The organism is Streptomyces sp. NPDC001604, assembly GCF_042893475.1.
GTDB lineage: Bacteria > Actinomycetota > Actinomycetes > Streptomycetales > Streptomycetaceae > Streptomyces.
Window position 1 is genome coordinate 1,100,495 of record NZ_JBIAUY010000001.1, and the last position, 22,222, is coordinate 1,122,716.

At 69.3% G+C, this 22,222-nt stretch carries 23 protein-coding genes and 1 rRNA gene; 17 read left to right on the top strand and 7 right to left on the bottom strand.

Translation table 11 applies throughout. The annotated features are described in order from the left end of the window. Positions 1-147: 147 nt before the first annotated feature. The 5 genes from ACFY1E_RS05035 to ACFY1E_RS05055 all read right to left on the bottom strand — a co-directional run bounded on the left by ACFY1E_RS05035 (position 148) and on the right by ACFY1E_RS05055 (position 7,535). Positions 148-1,977 (bottom strand): LpqB family beta-propeller domain-containing protein, encoded by a 1,830-nt coding sequence (locus tag ACFY1E_RS05035; protein WP_389071481.1) that lies wholly within the window; start codon positions 1,975-1,977, stop codon positions 148-150. After that, positions 1,967-4,018 (bottom strand): MtrAB system histidine kinase MtrB, encoded by a 2,052-nt coding sequence (mtrB, locus tag ACFY1E_RS05040; RefSeq protein ID WP_389071484.1) that lies wholly within the window; start codon positions 4,016-4,018, stop codon positions 1,967-1,969. The genes ACFY1E_RS05035 and mtrB overlap by 11 nt, the downstream gene beginning before the upstream one ends. 1 nt (position 4,019) lies before the next feature. After that, positions 4,020-4,709, bottom strand: coding sequence for a two-component system response regulator MtrA (mtrA, locus tag ACFY1E_RS05045; protein ID WP_187284748.1), 690 nt, complete (start codon positions 4,707-4,709; stop codon positions 4,020-4,022). Positions 4,710-5,784: 1,075 nt separating this feature from the next. Beyond that, entirely contained in the window at positions 5,785-7,017 is a 1,233-nt protein-coding gene (locus ACFY1E_RS05050; protein WP_389071486.1) for a multiprotein-bridging factor 1 family protein, read from the bottom strand. 155 nt (positions 7,018-7,172) lie between these two features. Further along, a complete protein-coding gene (locus ACFY1E_RS05055; protein WP_389071489.1) occupies positions 7,173-7,535 on the bottom strand; it encodes a winged helix-turn-helix domain-containing protein in 363 nt (120 codons plus the stop codon). A 177-nt stretch (positions 7,536-7,712) separates the two neighbouring features. Here ACFY1E_RS05055 and ACFY1E_RS05060 point away from each other — a divergent pair, with 177 nt between their 5' ends. The 12 genes from ACFY1E_RS05060 to ACFY1E_RS05115 all read left to right on the top strand — a co-directional run bounded on the left by ACFY1E_RS05060 (position 7,713) and on the right by ACFY1E_RS05115 (position 14,553). After that, complete coding sequence (locus ACFY1E_RS05060; protein WP_389071491.1) at positions 7,713-8,069, top strand: hypothetical protein; 357 nt, start codon at positions 7,713-7,715, stop codon at positions 8,067-8,069. Between the two features lie 3 nt (positions 8,070-8,072). Then, on the top strand, positions 8,073-9,416 hold the full coding sequence (locus ACFY1E_RS05065) for an FtsK/SpoIIIE domain-containing protein (RefSeq protein ID WP_389071493.1): 1,344 nt from the start codon (positions 8,073-8,075) through the stop codon (positions 9,414-9,416). A gap of 83 nt (positions 9,417-9,499) precedes the next feature. Further along, positions 9,500-9,712 carry a hypothetical protein gene (locus tag ACFY1E_RS05070; RefSeq protein WP_389071496.1) on the top strand — a complete coding sequence of 71 codons (213 nt, stop codon included), beginning with the start codon at positions 9,500-9,502 and terminating at the stop codon, positions 9,710-9,712. Then, positions 9,709-9,909 (top strand): hypothetical protein, encoded by a 201-nt coding sequence (locus ACFY1E_RS05075; RefSeq protein WP_389071499.1) that lies wholly within the window; start codon positions 9,709-9,711, stop codon positions 9,907-9,909. Before ACFY1E_RS05070 ends, ACFY1E_RS05075 begins: the two co-directional genes overlap by 4 nt. 75 nt (positions 9,910-9,984) lie before the next feature. Then, positions 9,985-10,656 (top strand): DUF2637 domain-containing protein, encoded by a 672-nt coding sequence (locus ACFY1E_RS05080; RefSeq protein ID WP_389071501.1) that lies wholly within the window; start codon positions 9,985-9,987, stop codon positions 10,654-10,656. A gap of 20 nt (positions 10,657-10,676) precedes the next feature. Further along, on the top strand, positions 10,677-10,886 hold the full coding sequence (locus ACFY1E_RS05085) for a mobile element transfer protein (RefSeq protein ID WP_389071504.1): 210 nt from the start codon (positions 10,677-10,679) through the stop codon (positions 10,884-10,886). A 4-nt stretch (positions 10,887-10,890) separates the two neighbouring features. Continuing rightward, positions 10,891-11,046, top strand: coding sequence for a hypothetical protein (locus tag ACFY1E_RS05090; protein WP_389071506.1), 156 nt, complete (start codon positions 10,891-10,893; stop codon positions 11,044-11,046). 23 nt (positions 11,047-11,069) lie between these two features. After that, positions 11,070-11,390: a SpdD-like protein gene (locus ACFY1E_RS05095; protein ID WP_389071508.1), complete on the top strand. Its 321-nt coding sequence runs from the start codon at positions 11,070-11,072 to the stop codon at positions 11,388-11,390. Between the two features lie 88 nt (positions 11,391-11,478). After that, entirely contained in the window at positions 11,479-11,685 is a 207-nt protein-coding gene (locus ACFY1E_RS05100) for a hypothetical protein (RefSeq protein WP_389071510.1), read from the top strand. After that, complete coding sequence (locus ACFY1E_RS05105; RefSeq protein WP_389071513.1) at positions 11,685-13,163, top strand: replication initiator; 1,479 nt, start codon at positions 11,685-11,687, stop codon at positions 13,161-13,163. Before ACFY1E_RS05100 ends, ACFY1E_RS05105 begins: the two co-directional genes overlap by 1 nt. Then, positions 13,160-13,348, top strand: coding sequence for a helix-turn-helix domain-containing protein (locus ACFY1E_RS05110; RefSeq protein WP_389071516.1), 189 nt, complete (start codon positions 13,160-13,162; stop codon positions 13,346-13,348). The genes ACFY1E_RS05105 and ACFY1E_RS05110 overlap by 4 nt, the downstream gene beginning before the upstream one ends. Continuing rightward, the gene (locus tag ACFY1E_RS05115; RefSeq protein ID WP_389071518.1) at positions 13,348-14,553 is read left to right on the top strand and encodes a tyrosine-type recombinase/integrase; all 1,206 of its coding nucleotides are present in this window, start codon (positions 13,348-13,350) and stop codon (positions 14,551-14,553) included. Before ACFY1E_RS05110 ends, ACFY1E_RS05115 begins: the two co-directional genes overlap by 1 nt. A gap of 385 nt (positions 14,554-14,938) precedes the next feature. Here the strand turns inward: ACFY1E_RS05115 and mtnA are convergent, their stop codons facing one another. After that, complete coding sequence (gene mtnA, locus ACFY1E_RS05120; protein WP_389071520.1) at positions 14,939-16,087, bottom strand: S-methyl-5-thioribose-1-phosphate isomerase; 1,149 nt, start codon at positions 16,085-16,087, stop codon at positions 14,939-14,941. Positions 16,088-16,227: 140 nt separating this feature from the next. Between mtnA and ACFY1E_RS05125 the strand changes: the two genes are divergently transcribed. The 5 genes from ACFY1E_RS05125 to ACFY1E_RS05145 are packed head-to-tail and all read left to right on the top strand — an operon-like array spanning position 16,228 to position 21,871. Next, positions 16,228-17,589, top strand: coding sequence for a glycerophosphoryl diester phosphodiesterase membrane domain-containing protein (locus ACFY1E_RS05125; RefSeq protein WP_389071522.1), 1,362 nt, complete (start codon positions 16,228-16,230; stop codon positions 17,587-17,589). 4 nt (positions 17,590-17,593) lie between these two features. Then, positions 17,594-18,379: a DUF4129 domain-containing protein gene (locus ACFY1E_RS05130; RefSeq protein ID WP_389071524.1), complete on the top strand. Its 786-nt coding sequence runs from the start codon at positions 17,594-17,596 to the stop codon at positions 18,377-18,379. Then, positions 18,376-19,572 (top strand): DUF4350 domain-containing protein, encoded by a 1,197-nt coding sequence (locus tag ACFY1E_RS05135; RefSeq protein WP_389071527.1) that lies wholly within the window; start codon positions 18,376-18,378, stop codon positions 19,570-19,572. The genes ACFY1E_RS05130 and ACFY1E_RS05135 overlap by 4 nt, the downstream gene beginning before the upstream one ends. Then, positions 19,572-20,561: an AAA family ATPase gene (locus tag ACFY1E_RS05140; protein ID WP_389071529.1), complete on the top strand. Its 990-nt coding sequence runs from the start codon at positions 19,572-19,574 to the stop codon at positions 20,559-20,561. The genes ACFY1E_RS05135 and ACFY1E_RS05140 overlap by 1 nt, the downstream gene beginning before the upstream one ends. After that, positions 20,561-21,871, top strand: coding sequence for a DUF58 domain-containing protein (locus ACFY1E_RS05145; protein WP_389071532.1), 1,311 nt, complete (start codon positions 20,561-20,563; stop codon positions 21,869-21,871). The genes ACFY1E_RS05140 and ACFY1E_RS05145 overlap by 1 nt, the downstream gene beginning before the upstream one ends. 92 nt (positions 21,872-21,963) lie before the next feature. Here the strand turns inward: ACFY1E_RS05145 and rrf are convergent. After that, positions 21,964-22,080: ribosomal RNA gene (gene rrf / locus ACFY1E_RS05150) — 5S ribosomal RNA — on the bottom strand. Positions 22,081-22,222 lie beyond the last annotated feature (142 nt).

Genomic DNA, 22,222 nt, shown 5'->3' on the forward strand with positions numbered 1-22,222 from the left:
CCCACCACTCTGCCAACACCCGAGCTCCCCGGCCAGCCCTGTGGACAACTCCCTGTGGACAAGTCGTATCGGGCGCGAACCGCCCCTTTGACGCGGCCCGAACGGCCACCCTCAAGGCAACCTCGCCTGCTCCCGCGCCCGACCGCGTCACCCCGGATAGACCGGCGCCACCCCGTCCGTGACCTTCTGCCACTGGCCGCCGGACGGCAGTCGTACGATCCCGTCCTCCGAGCCGGCCACCAACGGCAGCCGGTCGGACTCGGCCCCGGTGATCTCCTTGATCCCGGACAGGGCCGCGGGTGCCGGTCCCTCGGGTGTGGACCCGTCGACCTGCGCGTACCGCATGGTCTGCAGTCCGCCCTGTTCACGCCCGACCACCACGAGCCGGCTGTCCCCGGCCCACGACATGGCCGTGACGTCCTGCAACTCCGGTGTGGCGGTGTGCAGTCCGAGCACCGAGACCGTGGGCCGACCCTGCGCGGCTTCCTGCCGCCGTTCGATCCGCCCGATGAGCAGGGACTTCGTGCTGCCCTTCGCCACCACGAGCGCTATGCGCACGCCGTCGGCGGCCACCCGGACGTCCTTGATCCGGCCGTCCAGCTCCGGGATCTTCACCGTGAGCGGTGCGCCCCTGCCCTGTTCCAGCAGGAGCAGCCGGGGATTGCCGGGGTCCCGGTCGGCCACCCAGAGGTCGCCGTGGACATCCCAGCTGGGTGCCGTCAGCCGGTCCTGATCCGACTTGGCGTGGCTGGTCAGCACGGGGGTGCCGAGCGAATCGCCGGACACCAGCGACGCGACGTACAACTCCTTGCCGTCGCCGGAGACAGCAGCCGCTTTGTCCTCGTCGTGCGACACGGCGACCGAGCGCAGCTCCTTCTCGCCCTCGCCGAGCGCCCCGGCCACCGGTTCGGCCTTGGGGCTGGGGTTGTTGCCGGTTCCCATCCGTACGAGCCGATTCTTGCTGTCGATGAAGTACAGGTAGCCGGGCTGCTGCGCCGAGCCGCGCGCGGTGGCGGCATCGGCCTCGCGGAGCGAGCACAGCCGCGAGTTGCCGGACTGCAACTCGACCTGGTCCACCGCGGGGGTGAGGTCCTGCACGGTGAACAGGAGCTGGGCGGCCATCTCGTTGCACTGGCCCTGGCCGACCCGGCGGGCTTTCTCGTTCAGCGGCACGGTCAGCGTGTTCTGGTCGTCGGGCGTCAGCGCGGTGACGCCGTCCTTCAAGGCCGTACCCTTCGGGAAACTCGTCCGCACCACGTGCTCGAGCCAGTTCGTGGGCCCGTTGAGCAGTGAGCGGACCATCTGCGTCATGGGGTCCACGCGCCGGCGTACGTACACGGGATCGGCGACGGCCGACGGCTGTGCCGTGCTCCCGGCCGCGGCGTTCGAGGCGAAGTAGTACTTGTTGACGGACATGTAGTTGCGCTGGAAGTCCGACTTACCCATGACGATGCCCTGCGGCAGCCTGTCGATGCGCCACTGTTTGGTCTTCTTGTCGCGCGTGAGATGCACCGGCGCGTCATAGGGCCCCTCGGCGGGCGAGTACGCCTGCTGCTCGTCCACGTTCGCGACCCGCGTGCCGGTCAGGGTGAACGAGAGGTCGTCGGCACCCTCCCGGCTGCCCAGACGGTTGGGGTCGATGCCGGGCCCGTTGGCGAGGACCGTGCTGGACTGCCCCGGTTTCCATGTCTGTGACGCCGTCTTGGTCAGGTACTGCCGCGCCGTCGAATAGTTCGGATCGTCGCTGGTCAGCGCCTCGAGAAAACCGGAGACGATGTCCGAGGGCTGGGCGTCCTCCTGGGGCGGCATGGCGAAGACCCGCACCTGCGTGTCCTGCCGCGGTGTGGAGTCGACACCGCTCAGGTCGCCGCTGTCGGGCATCGAGGCGCATCCCGCCAGCAGTACGGCACCACAGGCTGCGTACGCCGCCGCGCGCATCGATCTGCGCCTGGCGCCCCCCTCGCGGTCAGCGCCCACGAAATGCCTCCCCTTGTTTCTTCGACTCCTCCGGCCCGGTGTCCGGGCGGCTCGAGGTCACGGCCCCGTCCTCACCGGGCGTCTCGTCCTGCCGCCTGGCTCCGGAAGTCGGACGGGGCACCACGCGCGCGCCGTTCCCGGGCAGTGCCGTCGGGTCGGCTGTGGCGGCCGCACCGCCCAGCCTGGGAGCCCTGGGCGGTATCTGGTCCGCGACCGGCTGCGCAGGCACCGTGGCGGCTTTGTCACCGCGCGGCAGCCCGGCGTCGTTGAGTCCTCGGTTGCGCCGCGAGTCCTTGGGCTCCAGGGGTATCGGCGAGCCCCGCAGCGGCTCGTCCGCGGTCCGCGGCAGCGTCAGCCGGAACTGCGATCCTCCGCCGGGCTCCCCCCAGGCCTGCAGCCAGCCACCGTGCAGCCGGGCGTCCTCCAGGGCGATGGACAGCCCCAGACCCGTACCACCGGTCGTACGCGCGCGTGCCGGGTCGGCCCGCCAGAAGCGGCTGAACACGCGCGTGGCCTCACCGGGCTTGAGCCCGACGCCGTAGTCGCGCACCGCGACGGCGACCGCTCCTCCGGCCGAGGCGAGCTTGACGAGGACGTCCTTGCCCTCGCCGTGCTCCACGGCGTTGACGACGAGGTTGCGCAGCACCCGCTCCACGCGCCGCGCGTCCGCCTCGGCGACGACGGGCTGCTGGTCGCCCAGCACACGTATGTGCGTGCCCTTGCGCTCGGCAAGCGGCTCGGCCCCGCTGACGACGCGCCGTACGACCTCCCTGAGGTCTATCGGCTCCGCCTCCAGCGCCGCCGCGCCGGCGTCGAACCGGCTGATCTCCAGCAGGTCCGCGAGCAGCGACTCGAACCGGTCGAGCTGGTCGGCGAGCAGCTCCGCCGAGCGCGCGGTCACCGGATCGAAGTCCTCCCGCGCCTCGTGGATGACGTCCGCCGCCATCCGTACGGTCGTCAGCGGCGTCCGCAGCTCGTGCGACACGTCCGACACGAACCGCCGCTGCATCCGCGACAGGTCCTCCAGCTGCTGGATCTTCAACTGCAGGTTCTGCGCCATCTTGTTGAAGGCCTCGCCGAGGCGGGCGATGTCGTCCTCACCGGTGACCTTCATACGTTCCTGCAGCCGCCCGGCGGACAGCCGCTCGGCGATCCCGGCGGCCATGCGCACGGGCGTGACGACCTGCCGTACCACCAGCCAGGCGATGGCCCCGAGCAGTACGACGACGAAGAGTCCCGCGGTCGCCAGCGTGCCCTTGACCAGGCTCAGTGACTTCTCCTCCTGGGTGAGCGGGAAGAGGTAGTAGAGCTGGTACGGCTCGCCGTTGGGGTCGTTGACCTGCTTGCCGATGACGAGCGCCGGCTGCGACTCCTTGTTGTTGCTGTACAGGATGCGGGTGTAGCTCTGGGCGGCCGCCGTGTCGTCGTTGATCCGCGCGCGCAGGTCCTCGGGCACGCTGGCCGTCGGATCGACGTACCCGGAGGCACGCGGTCCGCGCCCGCCGCCGCTGTTGTCGTCGCCCGCGGGCAGCGTCACCACGTCGAAGGCACCCTGTCCACCGCTGGACAGGGACTCCACGAGGTCACTCATCCACGAGGTGAGGTTCTGCGACTGGCGTCCGTCCCCCGCCGTACCGTCGTCGCTGGTCACGGTCGCCGCCTCGTCGGCCTTCTGCTTGGCCACGGCGAACCCACCGGTGGCCTGACTCTGCGAGGCCTTCACCTTGGCGTCCAGCAGCCCGTTGCGCACCTGACCGATGACGACGAATCCGAGCAGCAGCACCACGCCCAAGGACATCAGCAGCGTGGTGGCGACGACCTTGAGCTGGATGTTCCGCCGCCACAGCCGCATGACGGGCAGCAACGGCCGACGGACCCAGCGCATGAACAAGCGGAGCACCGGGCTGCCCTGGACGCCGCCCTGCAGCAGCCCGCCCTCCAGCAGCCGGCCCCAGCGCGATCCTGTCGTCTTCCGGCCGACAGGCCGTCCCGCGCCGACCCTGTCCGGCCCCGGCGCCGAAGCGGCACTGTCACCGGACATGTCAGCTGGGCCCTGCCTTGTAACCGACGCCCCTGACAGTCACCACGATCTCCGGCCGCTCCGGGTCCTTCTCGACCTTGGAGCGCAGCCGCTGCACGTGAACATTCACAAGCCGGGTGTCCGCGGCGTGCCGGTATCCCCACACCTGCTCGAGCAGCACCTCACGCGTGAACACCTGCCACGGCTTGCGCGCCAGCGCCACCAGCAGATCGAACTCCAGCGGCGTCAACGCGATCGACTGCCCGTCCCGCTTCACGGAGTGACCGGCCACGTCGATGACGAGGTCACCTATGGCCAGCTGTTCCGGCGCGGGCTCCTCCGACCTCCGCAGCCTCGCCCGGATCCGGGCGACCAGCTCCTTCGGCTTGAACGGCTTCACGATGTAGTCGTCGGCACCCGACTCCAGCCCGACCACCACGTCGACGGTGTCGCTCTTGGCCGTGAGCATCACGATCGGCACGCCCGACTCCGCCCTGATCAGGCGGCACACCTCGATGCCGTCCCGCCCGGGCAGCATCAGGTCGAGCAGCACCAGGTCGGGTTTGCTCTCACGGAATGCGGCCAGCGCCTTGTCGCCGTCGGCTACAAAAGACGGCTCAAAACCTTCACCACGCAGCACGATGCCGAGCATCTCGGCCAGTGCCGTGTCGTCGTCGACGACAAGGACTCGTCCCTTCATAAACGACATCATCCCATTCTCATAACGGTGGCGAAGGTGCAGGTGAGCAGACTCACTGACCAGTGACCTTAGTCGTACTGCGCCGTCACTGTCTGCCCTCGTCCGCTGCCGTTGATGTCAGATTAGATGTCACTGATGTCAGCCATGGATGTCAGGCGAGTGGGCTAACCAGGTGGCTCCGCGAGCATGACCACGAGGTCGGCGGAGCGACTTTGGCCGGGAGCTGCTTTGGGGGGAGTGATCATGGCCCCGTAAGCTTCCGGCGCGTCGGGCAGTCTGTGGACCTGCCCGTTAAAGCACGACGTTGGGGCCATGATCTTCGAGGCTCCCCCCAAAGTGGCTGGCTAAAGTCGCGGAGCCGACCGCCCCAGCCCCCACTCACCCCCCCACCCCCCACCTTCGCCCTTCGCGCCATCGTCAGGTGGCTTGCGTCTATGGCGGTCGCATGCCGGGGGATGCTTGCCCGCTGCGGATCGTGGGGGCCTGCGCTGGCCCGAGGTCGGGCTGTGTGGGCGTTCTTCGCGTGCATGGCCGCGTCCGCCGTCCGACCGGTGGCCTGGTGCGGGATCAGCGGGCCGCTCGAACGCCCGCGCATCTGGCAGCGTCGGCCGGCATACCGCCGCCACCACGATCCGGCCTCTTTCGGTAAACAAAGCGTCTTTGACCTGCACCGTTGGGGCTCATCGCTCGCCCCCGTGCCCGTGTTGGGTTTTGGCCGCTGCGTGCGGCGACGGGCGGGCGGCGGCGTGCGCCGGTGGCGGAGACATGGAGGCGGCGCGGCGGCGACCGACCGGCGCCGCCGCGCTTGGCGCGGCCCTCGGTTTGATCCGACCTACTTCTGTAGGCAACCGGGTGGAAAGGGGTACGACGTGGCCCCTGAGACGGGGCGTTTGGGGTCTAGCTGCCGTTGATCTTTTCCATCCCAGAGGCCGGATCGTGGTGGCGGTGGTGTGCGGGCCAGAGCGGCCGTTGATGCGCCTGAGCGGAGCCTACGGCCCGAAGATCGACAAGCGCCGTCGGCCGCTGGTCGAGCGAGCGCAGCGAGCCTTGATGAAGTAGGGAAACTCCCACCGCACCGCGATCACGACTAGTGCGCGCGGCTAAGCGCGTTCAGGTGGTCGAGGTAATCCCGGCCCGTGGGTGCATCCGAGAAGTCGCGGTTCACGATCGACGCCAACTCCCGGCTGACCAGGAGGAGCGACGGCAGAGACTTCCTCTCCCCCTTAAGGGCCCACTCCCCGTAGTCCACAGCCTGTTCAAGGTCACCTTGCCGTGCGGCGACTACCCCCAGAGTGATCCTCGCCTCCGCCATTCGCATGGGCGACTTCTCCGTACCGTCGAAGTCGGTTCCCACCCGAATCACTTCGTTGGCCAGTGTCTCAGCGAGAGCGTCCTCGCCGAGCAGCCGGTAGCAGTCCATCGCATAGAAGTCGAACTTGGCGGGGTCCACCACGAAGTGGTGATCAAGGTTGTCCGGGTAGGGCATAGCTTCGAGCAACTTGCGCCCGCGATCTAGCGTCACTTCAGTCTTGCGGCGATCTCCGAGGCGGGCCCACGCCTTGGCCTCCTGCGCGGCGAGCTGAACGGCTACGCCATGGTTCGGGGCGATCTCGGTTCCGGTCTGCGAGGCAGCGATGATCCCGCGGTAGTCCCCCGTGGTCAGAGCGAACCACGCGCGCATCTCGTGAGCCCAGCCAGCCACTTCGGTGTTCTCGGCCTCGTTGGCGAGTGACAGCACAGCGCGGCGTGTGCTCTCTGCCGCTGCTCGATCGCCCATGTCGTACTCAACGCATCCGACGAGCAGTGCAAGCCATGCCGAGATCGTCAACACTTCTCGGTGCTGGGCCAGCGTGAGGCGCTGGGACTGAAGACCGGCTACGCGCCTGAGCCACTCCCGTCCTTCCATGGCGAGCTGATCGCTAGGAAGATACGGGTACTCCGAGCACAACCGGTCAGCCGTGATCTTCAGAGCATCCAGCGTGGCATTGTCGACGTCGGAAGCCTGCATGCGGCTGATGATGTCGAGGGTCTGCATGCCCGTCGCTGTTGCGATCTCGGCATCTCCGTCACGGCGTCCGGTGACAGGGAAGATCGCATGCGTCACGGTGCCAAAGGCAGACGCAATGATCGGCTTGTAGAAGTCGCTCGGGGTGACCTCGCCGGACTCCCACCGCTTCCACTGCCGGATCATGCTTGGCCCTGCGGGAAGCTCTTGGGGGGCATGCGCTCGAAGGATCGCGACAGCCTCCGTCTGCGACCAACCCCGCGCCTCTCGCTCGGCCGCAATGCGTCGCGCCCATGCCGGTCGTTCGTCGCTCATGTGCTGCCCTCCCGTCGGGATGTCTGCTTCGAGTCTGGCATCTCATAAGCCGGTGACACGGGGGGTGACAGGCGGGTGACACCAAGGCTGTCACCTCGTGACACCACCCCTGTCACTGGTTGAGGTCTCACTCTCAGCGCACGGTGGAGTACATGTCAGACGCCGCTCGCACCGTCGGACTGCTTCTCCAACTCGGCTACGCGGGCGGCAAGTTGCCGAAGCTCGGAGTGGATAGCGTTGATCTCTTCTCGACTGACGGGGCCAGCTTCCGCGTCTTCGCCGTCACTGACCGTTGACGACTGGACGAAGTACCCGCGTGTGGGTACGGCTTTGATCAACCCCTCGTCGATGAGGATCTGGAGTGCGCTGTTCACGGTGACGCTCGTGACGTCGAACCGGTTGGCCATCTCTCGCAGGGACGCAAGCCGGTGGCCGCTCGGGAGCGTTGAGATCTCCCGGCGCAGCTTGTCTGCGATCTGGACCTTCTTTGGGCGCGGGTCGTGGTCGGCAACGGTCATGCGTCGAGCGTATCCACTAGAGCGAAATAGTGCGGCCTATTGCGCACCACCCCTTGCGCTCTAGCGTGCACTAGAGCAAGCTATGTCATGTGGCTGGTTAGCCACAGAGCTTGGAGGGCGGCCCTTCTACCGCCAAGCAGACTGCCGCCCTCCTCGTCCCCGAAGGGAAGTTCCATCATGCGTCAGATCCCCGTCGACACCTCCACCGCCACCGTGATGGTCGCCAAGACGCCGCAGCCCAAGGTCAAGGACCGCCGTACCGGCGAGATCGCCACCGACGCCGACACGGGCGCCACGATGATGACCGTGGACGTGATGTTCGCGGCGAACGACGAGGTCGAAATCCTCACGATCACGGTCCCCGAGCCGGGTATCTCCGGCGACCTGGTGATGGGCACGCCGGTCGCGCTCACCGGCTTGATCGCTCGGCCGTGGGAGAACGAGTTCAACGGCCAGAAGCGGCATGGCATCGCCTTCCGCGCGGTCGCCGTGACCTCGCTCGTCGACGCTTCTTCGAAGTCGAAGGCGGCCTGAGTCATGACGTGGTTAATGATCGCCCTGGTGATCGTGGCCGGGCTGGCGCTGCTGCTGCGGTGGCGCCGCCCCGCCTGGTACTGGATGACCTTCGGTGTCCTGTTCGCCACGGCCAAGGTCCGGCTGCGGTACGCGTCCGTGATGGACGCCTGTGACCTCACGGTGGCGGCCTCGCGGTTCCGGCTCACCCTGGCCCGCTGGTTCGGCTGGGACACCCCGCAGCAGCGGGTGCCCCGGCTGCTGTGGATCAAGCCGACGCGTACCGGTCTGCGGCTGCGGGTGCGGATGCGGCCGGGTCAGGATGCCTTCGACTACTCGGCCGCGGTCGACCGGCTGCGGCACGCCTTCGGCGTCCACCAGGTCACCTCACGCGAGATCAAGCCGGGCACCGTTGAGATCGCTATGACCGGCTACGACGTCCTCAAGCGGGTGCAGATGCCCGCCCGCCTCGACCGCAGCATGCTGCGTATCCCGATCGCGCTGCGCGAGGACGGCTCGGTCCACTACCGCGACTACCGCGAGGTTCCGCACTCGATCACCCTGGGCGCGGTCGGCTCGGGCAAGTCGGTCACGCAGCGCCGGGTCATCAAGGAACTCGCCGCGCAGCGGGTTGCCCTGGTCGGGATCGACTGCAAGAACGGCGTGGAGCTGGCTCCGCTGGCGCGCCGGTTCTCGGCCCTGGCCGACAACGCCGACGATGCCGCCGACCTTCTTGAGGCCCTGGTGCGACGTATGGAGGCGACCTACCAGACCATCCGGCGGGAGCAGCGGATCAGTGCGGACACCCCGGATGCGGAGATCACCGCGGACATCTGGGGTCTGCCCGAGCACCTGCGCCCGGTGCCGGTGGTGCTCACCATCGACGAGATCGCGGAACTGGCGCTGTTCACTACCGCGGCGGAGAAGAAGCGCCGGGAACGGGCCGTGGTCGCCTTGGTTCGGCTGGCCCAGCTCGGCCGCGCCGCGGGGATCTTCGTGGACATCTACGGGCAGCGCTTCGGCTCCGAACTGGGCGATGGCATCACCATGCTGCGCGCGCAGTTGACGGGGCGGATGTCGCACCGGGTCAACGACGAGTCCAGCTCGAAGATGGCGTTCGGGGACGTCTCCCCGCATGCGGTGTTCGCGGCCACGCAGATCCGCAACGACCGGCCCGGCATGGCCGTGGTCGGCTACTCCAACGGCGACTGGACCCGGATCCGCTCCGCCTATACCTCGATGCGCGAGGCCGTGACCGCCTGCAACAAGTACGCGGATCTGACGCCGGATCTTCCGGAGCTGGCCCGCTTCCGCCCGCTGGTGGATCTCGCGCCGGTCGAGGCGCCCGCGGTGGCCACGGCCGCCTGATCACCCCTCTGCTCCACGGTCGGCGTGACCGTCTCGCGCCAGGTCCCTACCCGAGCCATGCCCGAAGAAGGAGATCACCGGCCATGTGCCCCCGCTGCGAGGACTTCGCCCGCACCGTCTTCATGCTCGGTCAACTCGCCCTCTACGCCGACACCTTCGGCGCTGACCAGGACTTCATCGAGGCCGTCGGCCCGTGCCTGGCCGCGTCGCTGCCGGAGCCGCCGCCCGGCACCTTCCCGCCCGGCTACGACCCCACCGACGGCCCGGAGTACCCCGGCGAGGGGTGGACGCCGTGACCGCCGCGAAGAAGCCCGCCACCCGCCGCCGCACGGCCCCGGCCAAGCCGGAACCCGCGAAGTGCCCGGACTGTGACGGCAACGGCGAGATCACCGAAGCCGTCAAGGTCGGCGCCCGCAAGGGCCGCATCACCGACCACCGGCAGGCGGGTCTGTGCCTGACCTGCTGGGGCTCCGGCGAAGCCCCCACCGACTGAACCCCGCTGGGACGGGGCGGCCGGACATCGTTCCCCGCCCCGCCCTGGCCCAACCCACCTGAAGGAGGTGAGGACATGACTCGCTCGATCCGCCCGGACGCCGTCCTGATTCAGGCTGTGATCGCCGGAGCCTTGTCCTTCGCCCACCTGCATGACCTTGCCGCCGCGGCCGGACAGACCGGCTGGAAGGCCTGGGCCTACCCGATCAGCGTTGACCTGCTGCTCGTGGCCGCGTGGCGTCGGCTCCGCAGTGATGGCCCGTCCCGGCTGGCCTGGTGCTGGTTCCTCGTCGCGCTGGTCGCCTCGCTCGGCGCCAACGTCGCCACCGCCGGGTTCCTTGACCTGGCCAATCCGCCCGCCCTGCTCCGCCTCGGGGTGGCCGGATGGCCCGCCCTCGCCTTCCTCGGCGGCACCCTTCTCGCGCACTCGCCGACTCCGGCCGGGGACCGGGTGCCGGTTCCGCCGGCGCCCGCAGCCCCGGCCCCCGCACCCGACATCGAACCCGAGCCGACCCCCGCCGCGGAGCCTTCCGCCGCCCTCACGACCGAGGAAACCCCGGCCCTGCCCGCCCCTGCCCCCGCCGCGGCCCCGGCCGTGCCGGTTCCGCCCGCGCTGGTCGCTCACGCCCGCAAGGTCGCCGACGAGCACCGCGCCCGCACCGGCCAGGAGATCGACCCCGGTGCGCTGCGCGCCCGCCTCGGCGTCCCGCCCGCCATAGCCGACGCCATCGCCACCCAACTCGCCTGACACAGAAAGGACTTGAAGCCATGGGTTTCCTCTTCCAGCGCCTGGTGCGCTACGGCCCCGTGGAGATCGGCCGCGCCCTGACCAAGAGCGGCGACAAGGGATTCATCGCCTCCTGCACCTCTGATCAGTGCGGCTGGTCGGCCGAATACACCAGCTACGGCGCCGTCTGCATCGCGGCCAAGGGCCACCGCTGCCAGATCAAGAGCAAGCACGAGAACCGGAACAGGTGACGCCATGTCCGTGCCGCTGTGGTTCTTCATCGCCTGCCTCGCCGTCGTCGGCGTCAAAACCCTCCGCCCGCCCCTCTGGCTCGTGATCGTCCTGCTGATCGGCGGCTACCTCCTCGCCAACAGCCTGCTCGCCCCCGCCATCGACCCATTCGCCAAGTAGCCCACTGCTGAAGGGAGTTCACCATGCTCCGCCCGAAGATCCCGACCATGCCGACCCCGACCGGCGTCGTCTCCCCGCCCGTCGTCGTCGAGCCCACCGCCGTCGTCCCGGCCACCCAGACCCCGCCTCAGCCCGTTCCGGTGGCCCCGGCGCCGTCCCGGCCAGTCGTCCAGCTCACCCCCGGCACCGTGATCGCCCTCGTCGGCGGCGGCACTGCCGTAGTCCTGGTCGTCGGCGCCGTCCTCGTCTCGATGCTGCTCGCGGTCGCCATCACCGGCATGTCCGTGGCCGTGGTCGCGGTCGTCCTGCGCTCTCTGCTCGCCTCCGAAGCCAAGCGACGCTGACCGGCCCCCGGAGCGGCCTCAACCGCCAAGTCTCGTCCGCTCCGGGCGCCGTCCCTACCCGATCTTTCAACCGGAAGGAACCTCCATCATGACCGGCCCGACCCCGGCCACCATCGCCAACGCGCGGATTTGCCCGGACTGCGACGGCTTCGGCGCCGCCGCCGTATCCTCCGGCGCCCGCGACGCCTCCGGCCAGCTGCCCACCATCGCCGTCGACTGCCCGGACTGCCACGGCACCGGCACTCTGCCGCTGCGTCCCCGCCTGAGCGCCGCGGATGTGGAGGTTGCCGCCTGATGGACACCGCGACCTTCGCGGGCCTGGACCCGATCACCCTCGGCGACGCGCTGAGGGTGGCCGGGTCTGAGGGCTTCGAGCGCTGGCAAGACCAGATCAAGCGCACGGGCGGCTGCGCCGACCCGATCCACCTGACCGGCTGGGTCCTGCACAAGGACAAAGCGACCGGCAAGACCCTGCACCACTACACCACCGAGCACGAGCCCGGCGAGCGCCTGCGCATCGCCTGCGGCAACCGGCGGGCCTCCCGCTGCCCGTCCTGCGCCTGGACCTACGCCGGAGACACCTACCACCTGATGCGCGCCGGACTCGCCGGAGACGCCGACAAGGACATCCCGGCCACTGTCCGGGATCACCCGCGGGTCTTCGCGACCTTCACAGCGCCCTCGTTCGGTCCGGTTCACAACCGGCCCGACCGCGGCACTTGCCGCTGCGGGGCACGCCACGCACAGGATGACCCCGCCCTCGGCACGGCCCTCGATCCGGCGACGTACGACTACGCGGCCGCGGTGCTCTTCAACAACCTCGCGGGCGACCTGTGGGTGCGCTTCGCCAATCGGCTGCGCCGCGAGATCGCCAAGCGGGCCGGGCTCACGCAGCGTGAACTCAAAGAGGTCTGCCGGGTCTCGTACGGCAAGGTCGCTGAGTTCCAGAAGCGGGGCGCCGTCCACTTCCATGCCGTGATCCGTCTCGATGGCCCGGACGGCCCCGAGTCGGCGCCGCCCTCCTGGGCCAGCACCAACCTGCTCACCAAGGCGATCCGGGCCGCCGCCCGGCACTCGTACACCTCGGTCTCGGTCCCGGCCGCCGGGGACCAGCCCGCCCGCACCTTCCAGTGGGGCCGACAGCTCGACGTCCGCCCCGTCAAGGCGTTCGGGGACGGATCGGACCTGACCGAACAGGCCGTCGCCTCCTACGTCGCCAAGTACGCCACCAAAGCCGCGGAGAACACCGGCACCCCTGACACGGCCGTCTACTGCCGCTCGTGCCGGGGAACGGGCCGATCTCGCGTGTACGACCGCGATGGTTCAGCCCTCAGTCAGTGCGCCACCTGCCACGGCAACGGCCTGGGCGAAGACCTTGCCCGGCTGGACGTCCCCGATCATGCACGCCGCCTCATGGCTGCCTGCGCGCAACTGCAACCGCTTTATCCCGACCGTCACCTTGCCCGCTGGGCTCACATGCTCGGCTTTCGCGGTCACTTCAGTTCCAAGTCCCGCCGCTACTCGACCACCCTTGGCGCCCTCCGCCAGACACGTGCCGACTACCGCGCCGCCCAAGAGCGCGAAGCCCTCGGCCTGGATGAGCGCGAGCCGGACACCGTCCTGGTCCTGGCCGACTGGCAGTACGCCGGACACGGCCACACGCCCGGCGAATCGGCCCTCGCCGCCACCATCGCCCGCGGCCTTCAGCTCAACCGCGAAACCGCCCGCGAAGCCCTCCACGACCAAGGCGTTCTGGAAGGGGCAACCGCATGACGACTGCCCCAGTAGAGCTGTTGACCGTTTCGGAGGTCATGGCGCGGTTGAAGTACGGACGGAGCAAGGTGTACGACCTGATCCGCTCGAAGCGGCTTGTCTCCTTCACCGAGGGGCGGTGCCGACGCATCCCCGAGAGTGCGCTTCAGGACTACATCCGTGCCCAGCTTGAGGAGGCTGCCTGATGCCTCCACGCAAGCGGAACCCCAATGGGTCGGGCACAGTCACCAAGCGGGCTGACGGCCGCTACCAGGCAGCCGTGTACGTGCCGCAGCCGGACGGCACCATGAAGCGGAAGTTCGCCTACGGCAAGACCTACGAGGAATGCGACCAGAAGCGCCGTGAGTTGATCGACCGTTCCAACGGCGGCATCCCGACTCCGACGCGGGACATGACCTTGGGTCAGTGGTTCGACTACTGGTTGGCGATCATCGTGGAACCCAACCTGGCAGCGAACAGCTACCGGGCGTACGAGACTGCCGTGCGGCATCATCTGCGTCCGCGTCTGGGCTCGAAGGTCATGGTGAAGCTCGGAGTCAAGGAGCTTCGCGGGGTCATACAGGCGCTCGCGCAGGATGAGGGGGCCAAGACCGCCAAGCGGGCCTTGCGGGTCCTCTCGGCGGCTCTCACGGCCGCGATGGTCGAGGACATCGGGCTGACCCGGAACGTGAGCAAGCTCGTTCACGTGCGGGCGACCACGGATAGCGGCAAGAGCTGGGATGCGGTGACCGTGCTCCGCTTCCTGGCCGCTGCCCGGCGTCTCACCCCGTACTACCCGACGTTCCTCCTGCTCTGTCTCCTCGGGCTGCGCCGGGCTGAGGTGTGCGGGCTGCGCTGGGAGAACATCGACTTGGACAACCGGGTCATCTGGGTGGAACAGCAGCACCAAAGGGCCAGCGCCGGAACGATCGACGCCGAACTCAAGACCGAGACGTCCAAGGCGCCGTTGCCTCTGCCTGCCCAGTGCATCGCGCCGTTGCGTTGGACCCGGATACGCACGGCCATGTTGCGGGAGCGCGCACTCAGCAAGGGACGGCCGTGGTTCGAGGACCCCGACGGTCACGTGTTCGTGACGCGGACCGGTCGGCCGCTCACACCTGATCATCTCTACATCGTGTTGCAGCGGATCATCAGGGTGGAGGGGCTCAGCAAGATGAACCCGAAGGGGCTCCGGAAGTCGTGCGGCACGCTGCTGGTCCATCTTCGGGTGCACCCTCGCATCGTCAAGACGATCTTGCGGCATAGTCGGATCGCGACGACGATGGATATCTACGCTGAGGCTCTGGACCCGGACGTCGTGGAAGCTGTCGGCCAGCTCGACCGCCTGCTCCGGCAACCGGCGCGGATCCGGGAACTGGAGGCCGGGACCGACCTGGAAAGCGCCGCTTGATGTAGCCGTTGGATGTCACGGCCCCTCGCCTCGCGCATCGTCGCAGGCAGAGGGGCCGTTTCCGTTGATCAGGCTGGGAGCATCCCATTCTCATAACGGTGGCGAAGGTGCAGGTGAGCAGCGTCACTGGCCCGTGACGATAGTCGTACCCGGCCGTCACTGTCTGCCCCTGTCCCGGGACGTCGATGTCAGACACGGATGTCAGCTACCCAGGGTAGGCGCAGGCTGACCATACGGTCGGCCCAGTGACTCCCGGCCGGACTGCTACGACACCGCTACGAACGTGGCATGCCCACCCGATCCCCGCACTGCCGGACGAGTGGGGAAGCACTCTTTGCCGCCCTCGAACCTCTACCGGGCAACCTCACTCAAGCCGAGCTCCCCCTCAGCTGATCGTCACCTCGCGCGACCTGGCACACATCTCCGCAAGAGCCTCAGCGGTCACGGGCGAGACGGCACCCGCTTCCGTGACGATCGCGGTCACCAGCTCGGGCGGCGTCACATCGAACGCCGGGTTGTACGCCTGGGTCCCGAGGGGCGCCACCGGAACCCCGCCTCCCGCTTCCGCTCCTGCCACCGGCACCTGAGGTGCGGTGACCTCCGTCACCTCATGGCCGGGCCGCTGCTCGACCTCGATGGAGGCCCCGTCGGGAGTCTCCGGATCCACTGTCGTCAGCGGTGCCACCACGATGAACGGCACATGGTGGTACCGCGCGAGCACCGCGAGCGGATAGCTCCCGACCTTGTTCGCCACCGAACCGTCGGCCGCAATGCGGTCCGCCCCGATCAGCACCGCGTCCACCTCGCCGGCCGCGAACAGCGAGCCCGCCGCGTTGTCCGTGAGCAAGGTGTACGCCATGCCGCTGCGGGCCGCCTCATAAGCGGTCAGGCGAGCGCCCTGCAGCAACGGACGCGTCTCGTCCACCCACAGCCGCCGCAACCTCCCCGCTCGGTGCGCCGCGAGCGCCACCGCGAAGGCGGTCCCCTCCCCGCCCGACACCAGCGCCCCGGTGTTGCAATGGGTGAGGATCCGGTGCCCGCCACCGGGCAGCAGCTCGTCCAGAAGTGCCAGCCCGCACTCGGCCATACGGGCACTGGCCTCGGCGTCCTCCTTGTGCAGCCGACGGGCCGCGGCAAGCGCTGCCGCCGCGGCCTGCCCGGCATCGCCGCTCCTGGCGAACTCGGTCCGGTAGGCACTCTGAGCCCTGCGCACACCGACAGCGAGGTTCACCGCAGTGGGCCGGGCACCCGCCAGCGCGGTTGCGGCCTCGTCCACGTCGAAGCCGCGCGCGGCGGCGAGCGCGACACCGTACGCTCCGGCGATGCCGAGCAGCGGCGCCCCACGCACAGCCAGCGAACGGATCGCCTCCACCAGCGCGGGCGCGTCCGTGCAAACCCGCTCGACTTCCTCGGCGGGCAATCTCGTCTGGTCGAGAAGTACCAGTACGGGCCCTTCTGGTGGCTCCTCCCAGCGGATCGCCGGTATCTCGCTCGGACTGCTGTCTTCGCCGGATTGCACGTACTGATCAGCCATGCGATCAGTCTGCCCCTTATCCCGCAGACAATTGAAGGTGTGCAGCCCATACCGCGGCCGGTACCTCGGCGACCACCCCATGGCACGATGGCTGCCAACCTGCCGCCGCGACCGCGGACGGGCACCGTGAAGGAGCGACGATGAAAGACACTCCGGGCTGGGCCTCGCCCGGATCTGCCCCGTCCGACGGGCAGGAGCCCGGCACGTCCGGCCCTGCCGGGCCCACCGACCGCCCCGGCCCCGCGGAGCCAGCGGACCAGCCCGGTTCCGACCCGCAGGACACGCCTGACCCGCAGGGCTCCGGCCCGCAGTGGTCCAAGCAGCAGCCGCCACCCGGCCAGTGGTCCGCGCCCGCCGATCCGGCAGGCTCCGGCCGGCCTGCTCCGCCATCCCCTCCGCCCAGCTCCGGCTGGGGCACACAGCCTCCCCCCGGCCCCGGAGGCCACGGTCCCGGCGGCTTCCAGGCTCATGGCACTCCCGGATACCCCGCGTGGGGCGGCGGCTGGGGTGGACCTCCACCCGCCGCCAAGCCCGGCGTCATCCCGCTCCGCCCGCTCGGCGTGGGCGAGATCCTCGACGGCGCCGTCTCCACCATGCGCACCTACTGGCGCACGGTGCTGGGCATCTCCCTCACCGTCGCGGTGGTCACCGAGGTCCTCGTCATCCTGCTCCAGGGCCTGGTCCTCAACGACACCAGCACCACGGCCCTCGACGACCCGAGCGCCACCGCGAGCGAACTGACCCGCGCCATGGGCGAGGTCATGCTCAGCTCCGGCGCGGTCTTCCTGATCTCTCTGATCGCCACAGTCGCCGCGACCGCCCTGCTCACCACCGTCACCAGCCGCGCCGTCCTCGGCCGTCCCGTGACCACGGGCGAGGCCTGGCGCGATGCCCGCCCTCAGGTCGTGAAGCTGTTCGGCCTGATCCTGCTGCTGCCGCTCATCGCCGTCACCATCGTCTTCCTGGGCGCATTGCCCGGCATCCTCGTGGCGGTCTTCGGAAACGCCGACGGGGGTGTCGCACTCGCTGTCCTGGGCGGTCTCGCCGCCGGCGTCGTCGCCCTGTGGCTGATGATCCGCTTCTCCCTGGCCTCGCCCGCACTGATGCTCGAGAAACAGGGCGTCCTGAAGTCGATGAGCCGATCCGCGAAGCTGGTCCGAGGCTCCTGGTGGCGTGTCCTCGGTATCCAGTTGCTCGCCGGAATCATCGCGAACATCATCTCGGCGATCGTCGTCATCCCCTTCACTTTCCTCGCCGCAGCGCTCGGCGGCGAAGGCGTCGTCGGCTTCCTCAACGGTGAGGGGAACAACCTCGGCTGGACCTTCCTCATCATCAGCGGGATCGGCTCGGTGATCGGCTCCATGATCACTTTCCCGATCAACGCCGGCGTCACCGTGCTCCTCTACATCGACCAGCGCATCCGCCGCGAAGCCCTGGATCTCGAGTTGGCCCGCGCCGCCGGCGTCCAGGGCTACGGGGCCGACGCCGGCTCGGGGGGCTGATGCGGTGAGCATGACGGGGGGAGTTCTCACAGCGGTGCCGACGGTCCTGCCGCGCGCCGCAGAATCGGCCGTACGGGCGCTGCTGCGCGCCGGCAACACATCGGTCCTGTCGGCGACGCACTCCGGCAACGAACCGCCGGTGACGATCCCCCGGGATCCCGCACGTGAGGCAGCCCGTCGTGAGCTGTCGAAGCGCATGTACCACGAGAACGACCCCAGCCTGTTCCAGCGCGCCCTGAACGCCTTCTGGGACTGGGTCGACAAGCTGTTCGGCTCGGCGGCGACCGCGACCCCTGGAGGCACACTCGGCCTGGTCGTCGTCATCGTGGCCGTCCTCGCACTGCTGGGCGCACTGTGGTGGCGGCTTGGCACACCACGGCGTGAACCCTCCTCGTCCGCCACCCTGTTCGACGATCGCCCCCGCAGCGCCGCCGAACACCGCGCGGCCGCCGAGGCCCACGCCGCCCAGGGCCACTGGAACCAAGCGGTCCAGGAACGCATGCGCGGCATCGTCCGCTCACTCGAGGAACGCGCGCTCCTCGACATCCGCCCCGGCCGCACCGCGGACGAGGCAGCCGCCGAAGCAGGCCGCGCACTGCCAGACCACCGAGACCGACTGCACGCCGCGGCCCGGGACTTCGACGACGTGACATACGGCGGCCGAAGGGCGAGCGAGCAGTCGTACCACCGCATGGCCGAACTCGACCGCGACCTCGAACGCACCAAGCCCCAGCTCGCGGGCAACAACCCCAGCACAGCCCACAACGCCCGCCAGGGGGCCGCCGGATGACGACCGAGGTCATGCTCCCGTCCACCTCGGCCTCGCCCACCGCACGCCAGGTGTGGACCCGCGCACGCGGCATTGCACTCGCCGTAGTGCTCCTCCTGGCCGCGGCCGTCGTGATCGCCGTGATCCGCTCCGACACCCGGCACGGTGAACTCGACCCACGCTCCGTCGACTCCCACGGCAGTCGCGCCGTCGCCGAACTCCTCGCCGACCGCGGTGTTTCCACACGCGTGGTCACCACTCTGGACGGAGCGCGCGCCGCAGCCGCTCCGGACACAACCCTCCTGGTCGCCGTCCCCGACCTGTTGACACCCCGTCAACAGACCCGGCTGCACTCCGCGACCGCACAATCCGGTGGCCGCACCGTCCTCATCGCCCCAGGCGGCTCGTCGGTCGAAAAGCTTGTCCCCGGCGTCACCGCGGACCCCGCGACCAGCCTCGACTCGACGCTGCCGCCCGACTGCCATCTGTCTGCCGCCCGCCGCGCGGGCACCGCAGACACGGGCGGCATCCGCTACACCACCACACGCCTCGGCACCGACGAGTGCTACCGCAGCGAGCGTCTGGCCACCCTCCTGCGCATTCCGGAGACCCCCGGAGACGGCGACACCGTCGTCCTCGGCGCGCCCGACATCCTGTTCAACGACCGCCTCGACAAGGAGGGCAACGCCTCGCTCGCCCTCCAACTCCTCGGCTCCCGCCCCCATCTGGTCTGGTACCTCCCCTCACTTTCCGACAACTCCGCAGCCGACACGGGCGACGAAAAAGGCTTCTTCGACCTGCTCCCCTCCGGCTGGCGCTGGGGCACGCTGCAACTCTTCCTCGCGGCAGCCCTCGCCGCCTTCTGGCGGGCACGCCGACTGGGCCCCCTCGTGCCAGAAAAACTCCCCGTGGCGATCCGCGCCTCGGAAACCGTCGAAGGCCGCGCCCGCCTCTACCGCAAGGCGAACGCCCGCGATCGCGCGGCCGCCGCTCTTCGCTCCACCACCCGCACCCGCCTCGCCCCCCTCGTCGGCGTCCCCGTCACCCAGGCGCACGCGCCCGAGGCCCTGCTCCCCGCCCTGTCCGCCCATCTCCACGGCGACGGACAGGCCCTACACCCCCTCCTCTTCGGCCCGCCGCCAGGCGACGACGCGGCCCTCATTGCCCTCACCGACCAACTCGACGCCCTCGAAAGAGAGGTACGCCGTCCATGATGGACCCGACCACTGACAACGCCGCGCACACCGGGGATCCGGGCAAAGCCCGAGCCTCCCTGGAGGCCCTGCGTGCCGAGATCGCCAAAGCCGTGGTCGGCCAGGATCCTGCCGTGACCGGCCTTGTCGTCGCCCTCCTCTGCCGCGGACACGTACTACTAGAAGGAGTCCCCGGGGTCGCCAAAACGTTGCTCGTACGCGCCCTCGCCTCCGCCCTCGAACTCGACACGAAGCGCGTGCAGTTCACCCCTGACCTGATGCCGAGCGACGTCACCGGCTCCCTGGTCTACGACACTCGCACCGCCGAGTTCTCGTTCCAGCCCGGTCCGGTCTTCACCAACCTCCTCCTGGCAGACGAGATCAACCGCACGCCCCCGAAGACCCAGTCGTCCCTCCTGGAAGCCATGGAGGAACGCCAGGTCACGGTCGACGGCACTCCGCGCCCGCTCCCCGACCCCTTCCTGGTCGCCGCAACCCAGAACCCGGTCGAGTACGAGGGCACGTACCCTCTCCCCGAAGCCCAACTGGACCGTTTCCTCCTCAAACTGACGGTCCCTCTCCCCTCCCGCCAGGACGAGATCGACGTCCTCACCCGCCACGCCGAGGGCTTCAATCCGCGCGACCTGCGCGCCGCCGGCGTACGCCCCGTGGCCGGCGCGGCCGACTTGGAGGCCGCCCGCGCCGCGGTCGCCAAGACGGCCATCTCCCCGGAAATCACCGCCTACGTGGTGGACATCTGCCGGGCCACCCGCGAGTCGCCGTCCCTCACCCTGGGCGTCTCCCCACGCGGCGCCACGGCCCTCCTTGCCACCTCGCGCGCATGGGCATGGCTCACGGGCCGTGACTACGTCATCCCCGACGACGTCAAGGCCTTGGCTCTCCCCACTCTCCGACATCGCGTGCAACTCCGCCCCGAGGCCGAGATGGAAGGCGTCACAGCGGATTCCGTCATCAACGCGATCCTCGCCCACGTCCCCGTTCCCCGCTGATGCCACTCACCGGACGCGCCGCGCTCCTCGCGGCCCTCGGCTCCCTCCCCGTCGGTATCTGGGACCCCAGCTGGACGGGCATCCTCGCCGTGAACGGCCCCCTGGCATTGGCCTGCGCCTGCGACTTCGCCCTCGCAGCACCGGTACGGCGCCTCGGCCTGACCCGCTCCGGCGACACGTCCGTCCGCCTGGGCGAGGCCGCCGACGTGACCCTCACCGTCGCCAATCCGTCGCGCCGTCTCCTCCGTGCCCGTCTACGTGACGCCTGGCCCCCCAGCAGCTGGCAGTCCGGCACGGAAATCGCCGCCTCACGCCACCGCCTGACCGTGCCGGCAGGCGAACGCCGCCGGGCCACCACGCGTCTACGCCCCAGCCGCCGCGGCGACCGTCAAGCAGACCGCGTGACGATCCGCTCCTACGGCCCCCTCGGTCTGTTCTCACGCCAAGGCAGCCACCAGATCCCCTGGACAGTACGCGTGCTGCCCCCCTTCACCAGCCGCAAGCACCTGCCCTCCAAACTCGCCCGCCTCCGCGAGCTCGACGGCCGCACCAGTGTGCTCACCCGCGGCGAAGGCACAGAATTCGACAGCCTGCGCGAGTACGTACCGGGCGACGACACCCGCTCCATCGACTGGCGTGCGACGGCACGCCAGTCCGCGGTCGCCGTACGCACGTGGCGTCCCGAACGAGACCGTCACATCCTGATCGTCCTGGACACCGGCCGCACCTCAGCAGGCCGCGTGGGCGACGCCCCACGCCTCGACGCCTCCATGGACGCGGCCCTGCTCCTGGCAGCACTCGCTTCACGCGCCGGCGACCGGGTGGACCTGCTCGCCTACGACCGCCGGGTACGCGCCCTCGTCCAGGGCCGCACAGCACGCGACGTCCTCCCGTCCCTGGTCAACGCGATGGCCACGCTCGAACCCGAACTGGTCGAACTGGATGCCCGAGGCCTGACGGCGACCGCACTCCGCACGGCCCCCCGCCGCTCACTCATCGTGCTGCTCACAAGCCTGGATGCGGCACCCATGGAGGAAGGCCTGCTTCCCGTGCTCTCCCAACTCACCCAGCGCCACACAGTTCTGATGGCATCAGTAGCGGATCCATATATCGCCCGTATGGCGAACGCCCGTGGAACCACGGAGTCCGTCTACGAAGCTGCAGCCGCTGCCCAGGCCCAGAGTGAACGCCACCGCACCGCGGAGCAGCTCCGCCGTCACGGAGTCACAGTCGTCGACGAGACGCCGGAGGAACTGGCGCCGGCACTGGCAGATGCGTATCTGGCGCTGAAGGCGGCGGGACGTCTGTGAGAGGAGGGCCCTCTTTTTGAAGGGCCCGAGACTTAAGTCCTGAAACGCAGAAAACCCCCGCACCGAATGGTGCGGGGGTTTTCTCAAAAATTGTTCGGCGGCGTCCTACTCTCCCACAGGGTCCCCCCTGCAGTACCATCGGCGCTGTAAGGCTTAGCTTCCGGGTTCGGAATGTAACCGGGCGTTTCCCTCACGCTATAACCACCGAAACACTATGAAGTTACGACCGGAAAAACACAGTCGTTGCCTCAGAACTAACACAGTGGACGCGAGCAACTGAGGACAAGCCCTCGGCCTATTAGTACCGGTCACCTCCACACCTTGCGGTGCTTCCAGATCCGGCCTATCAAC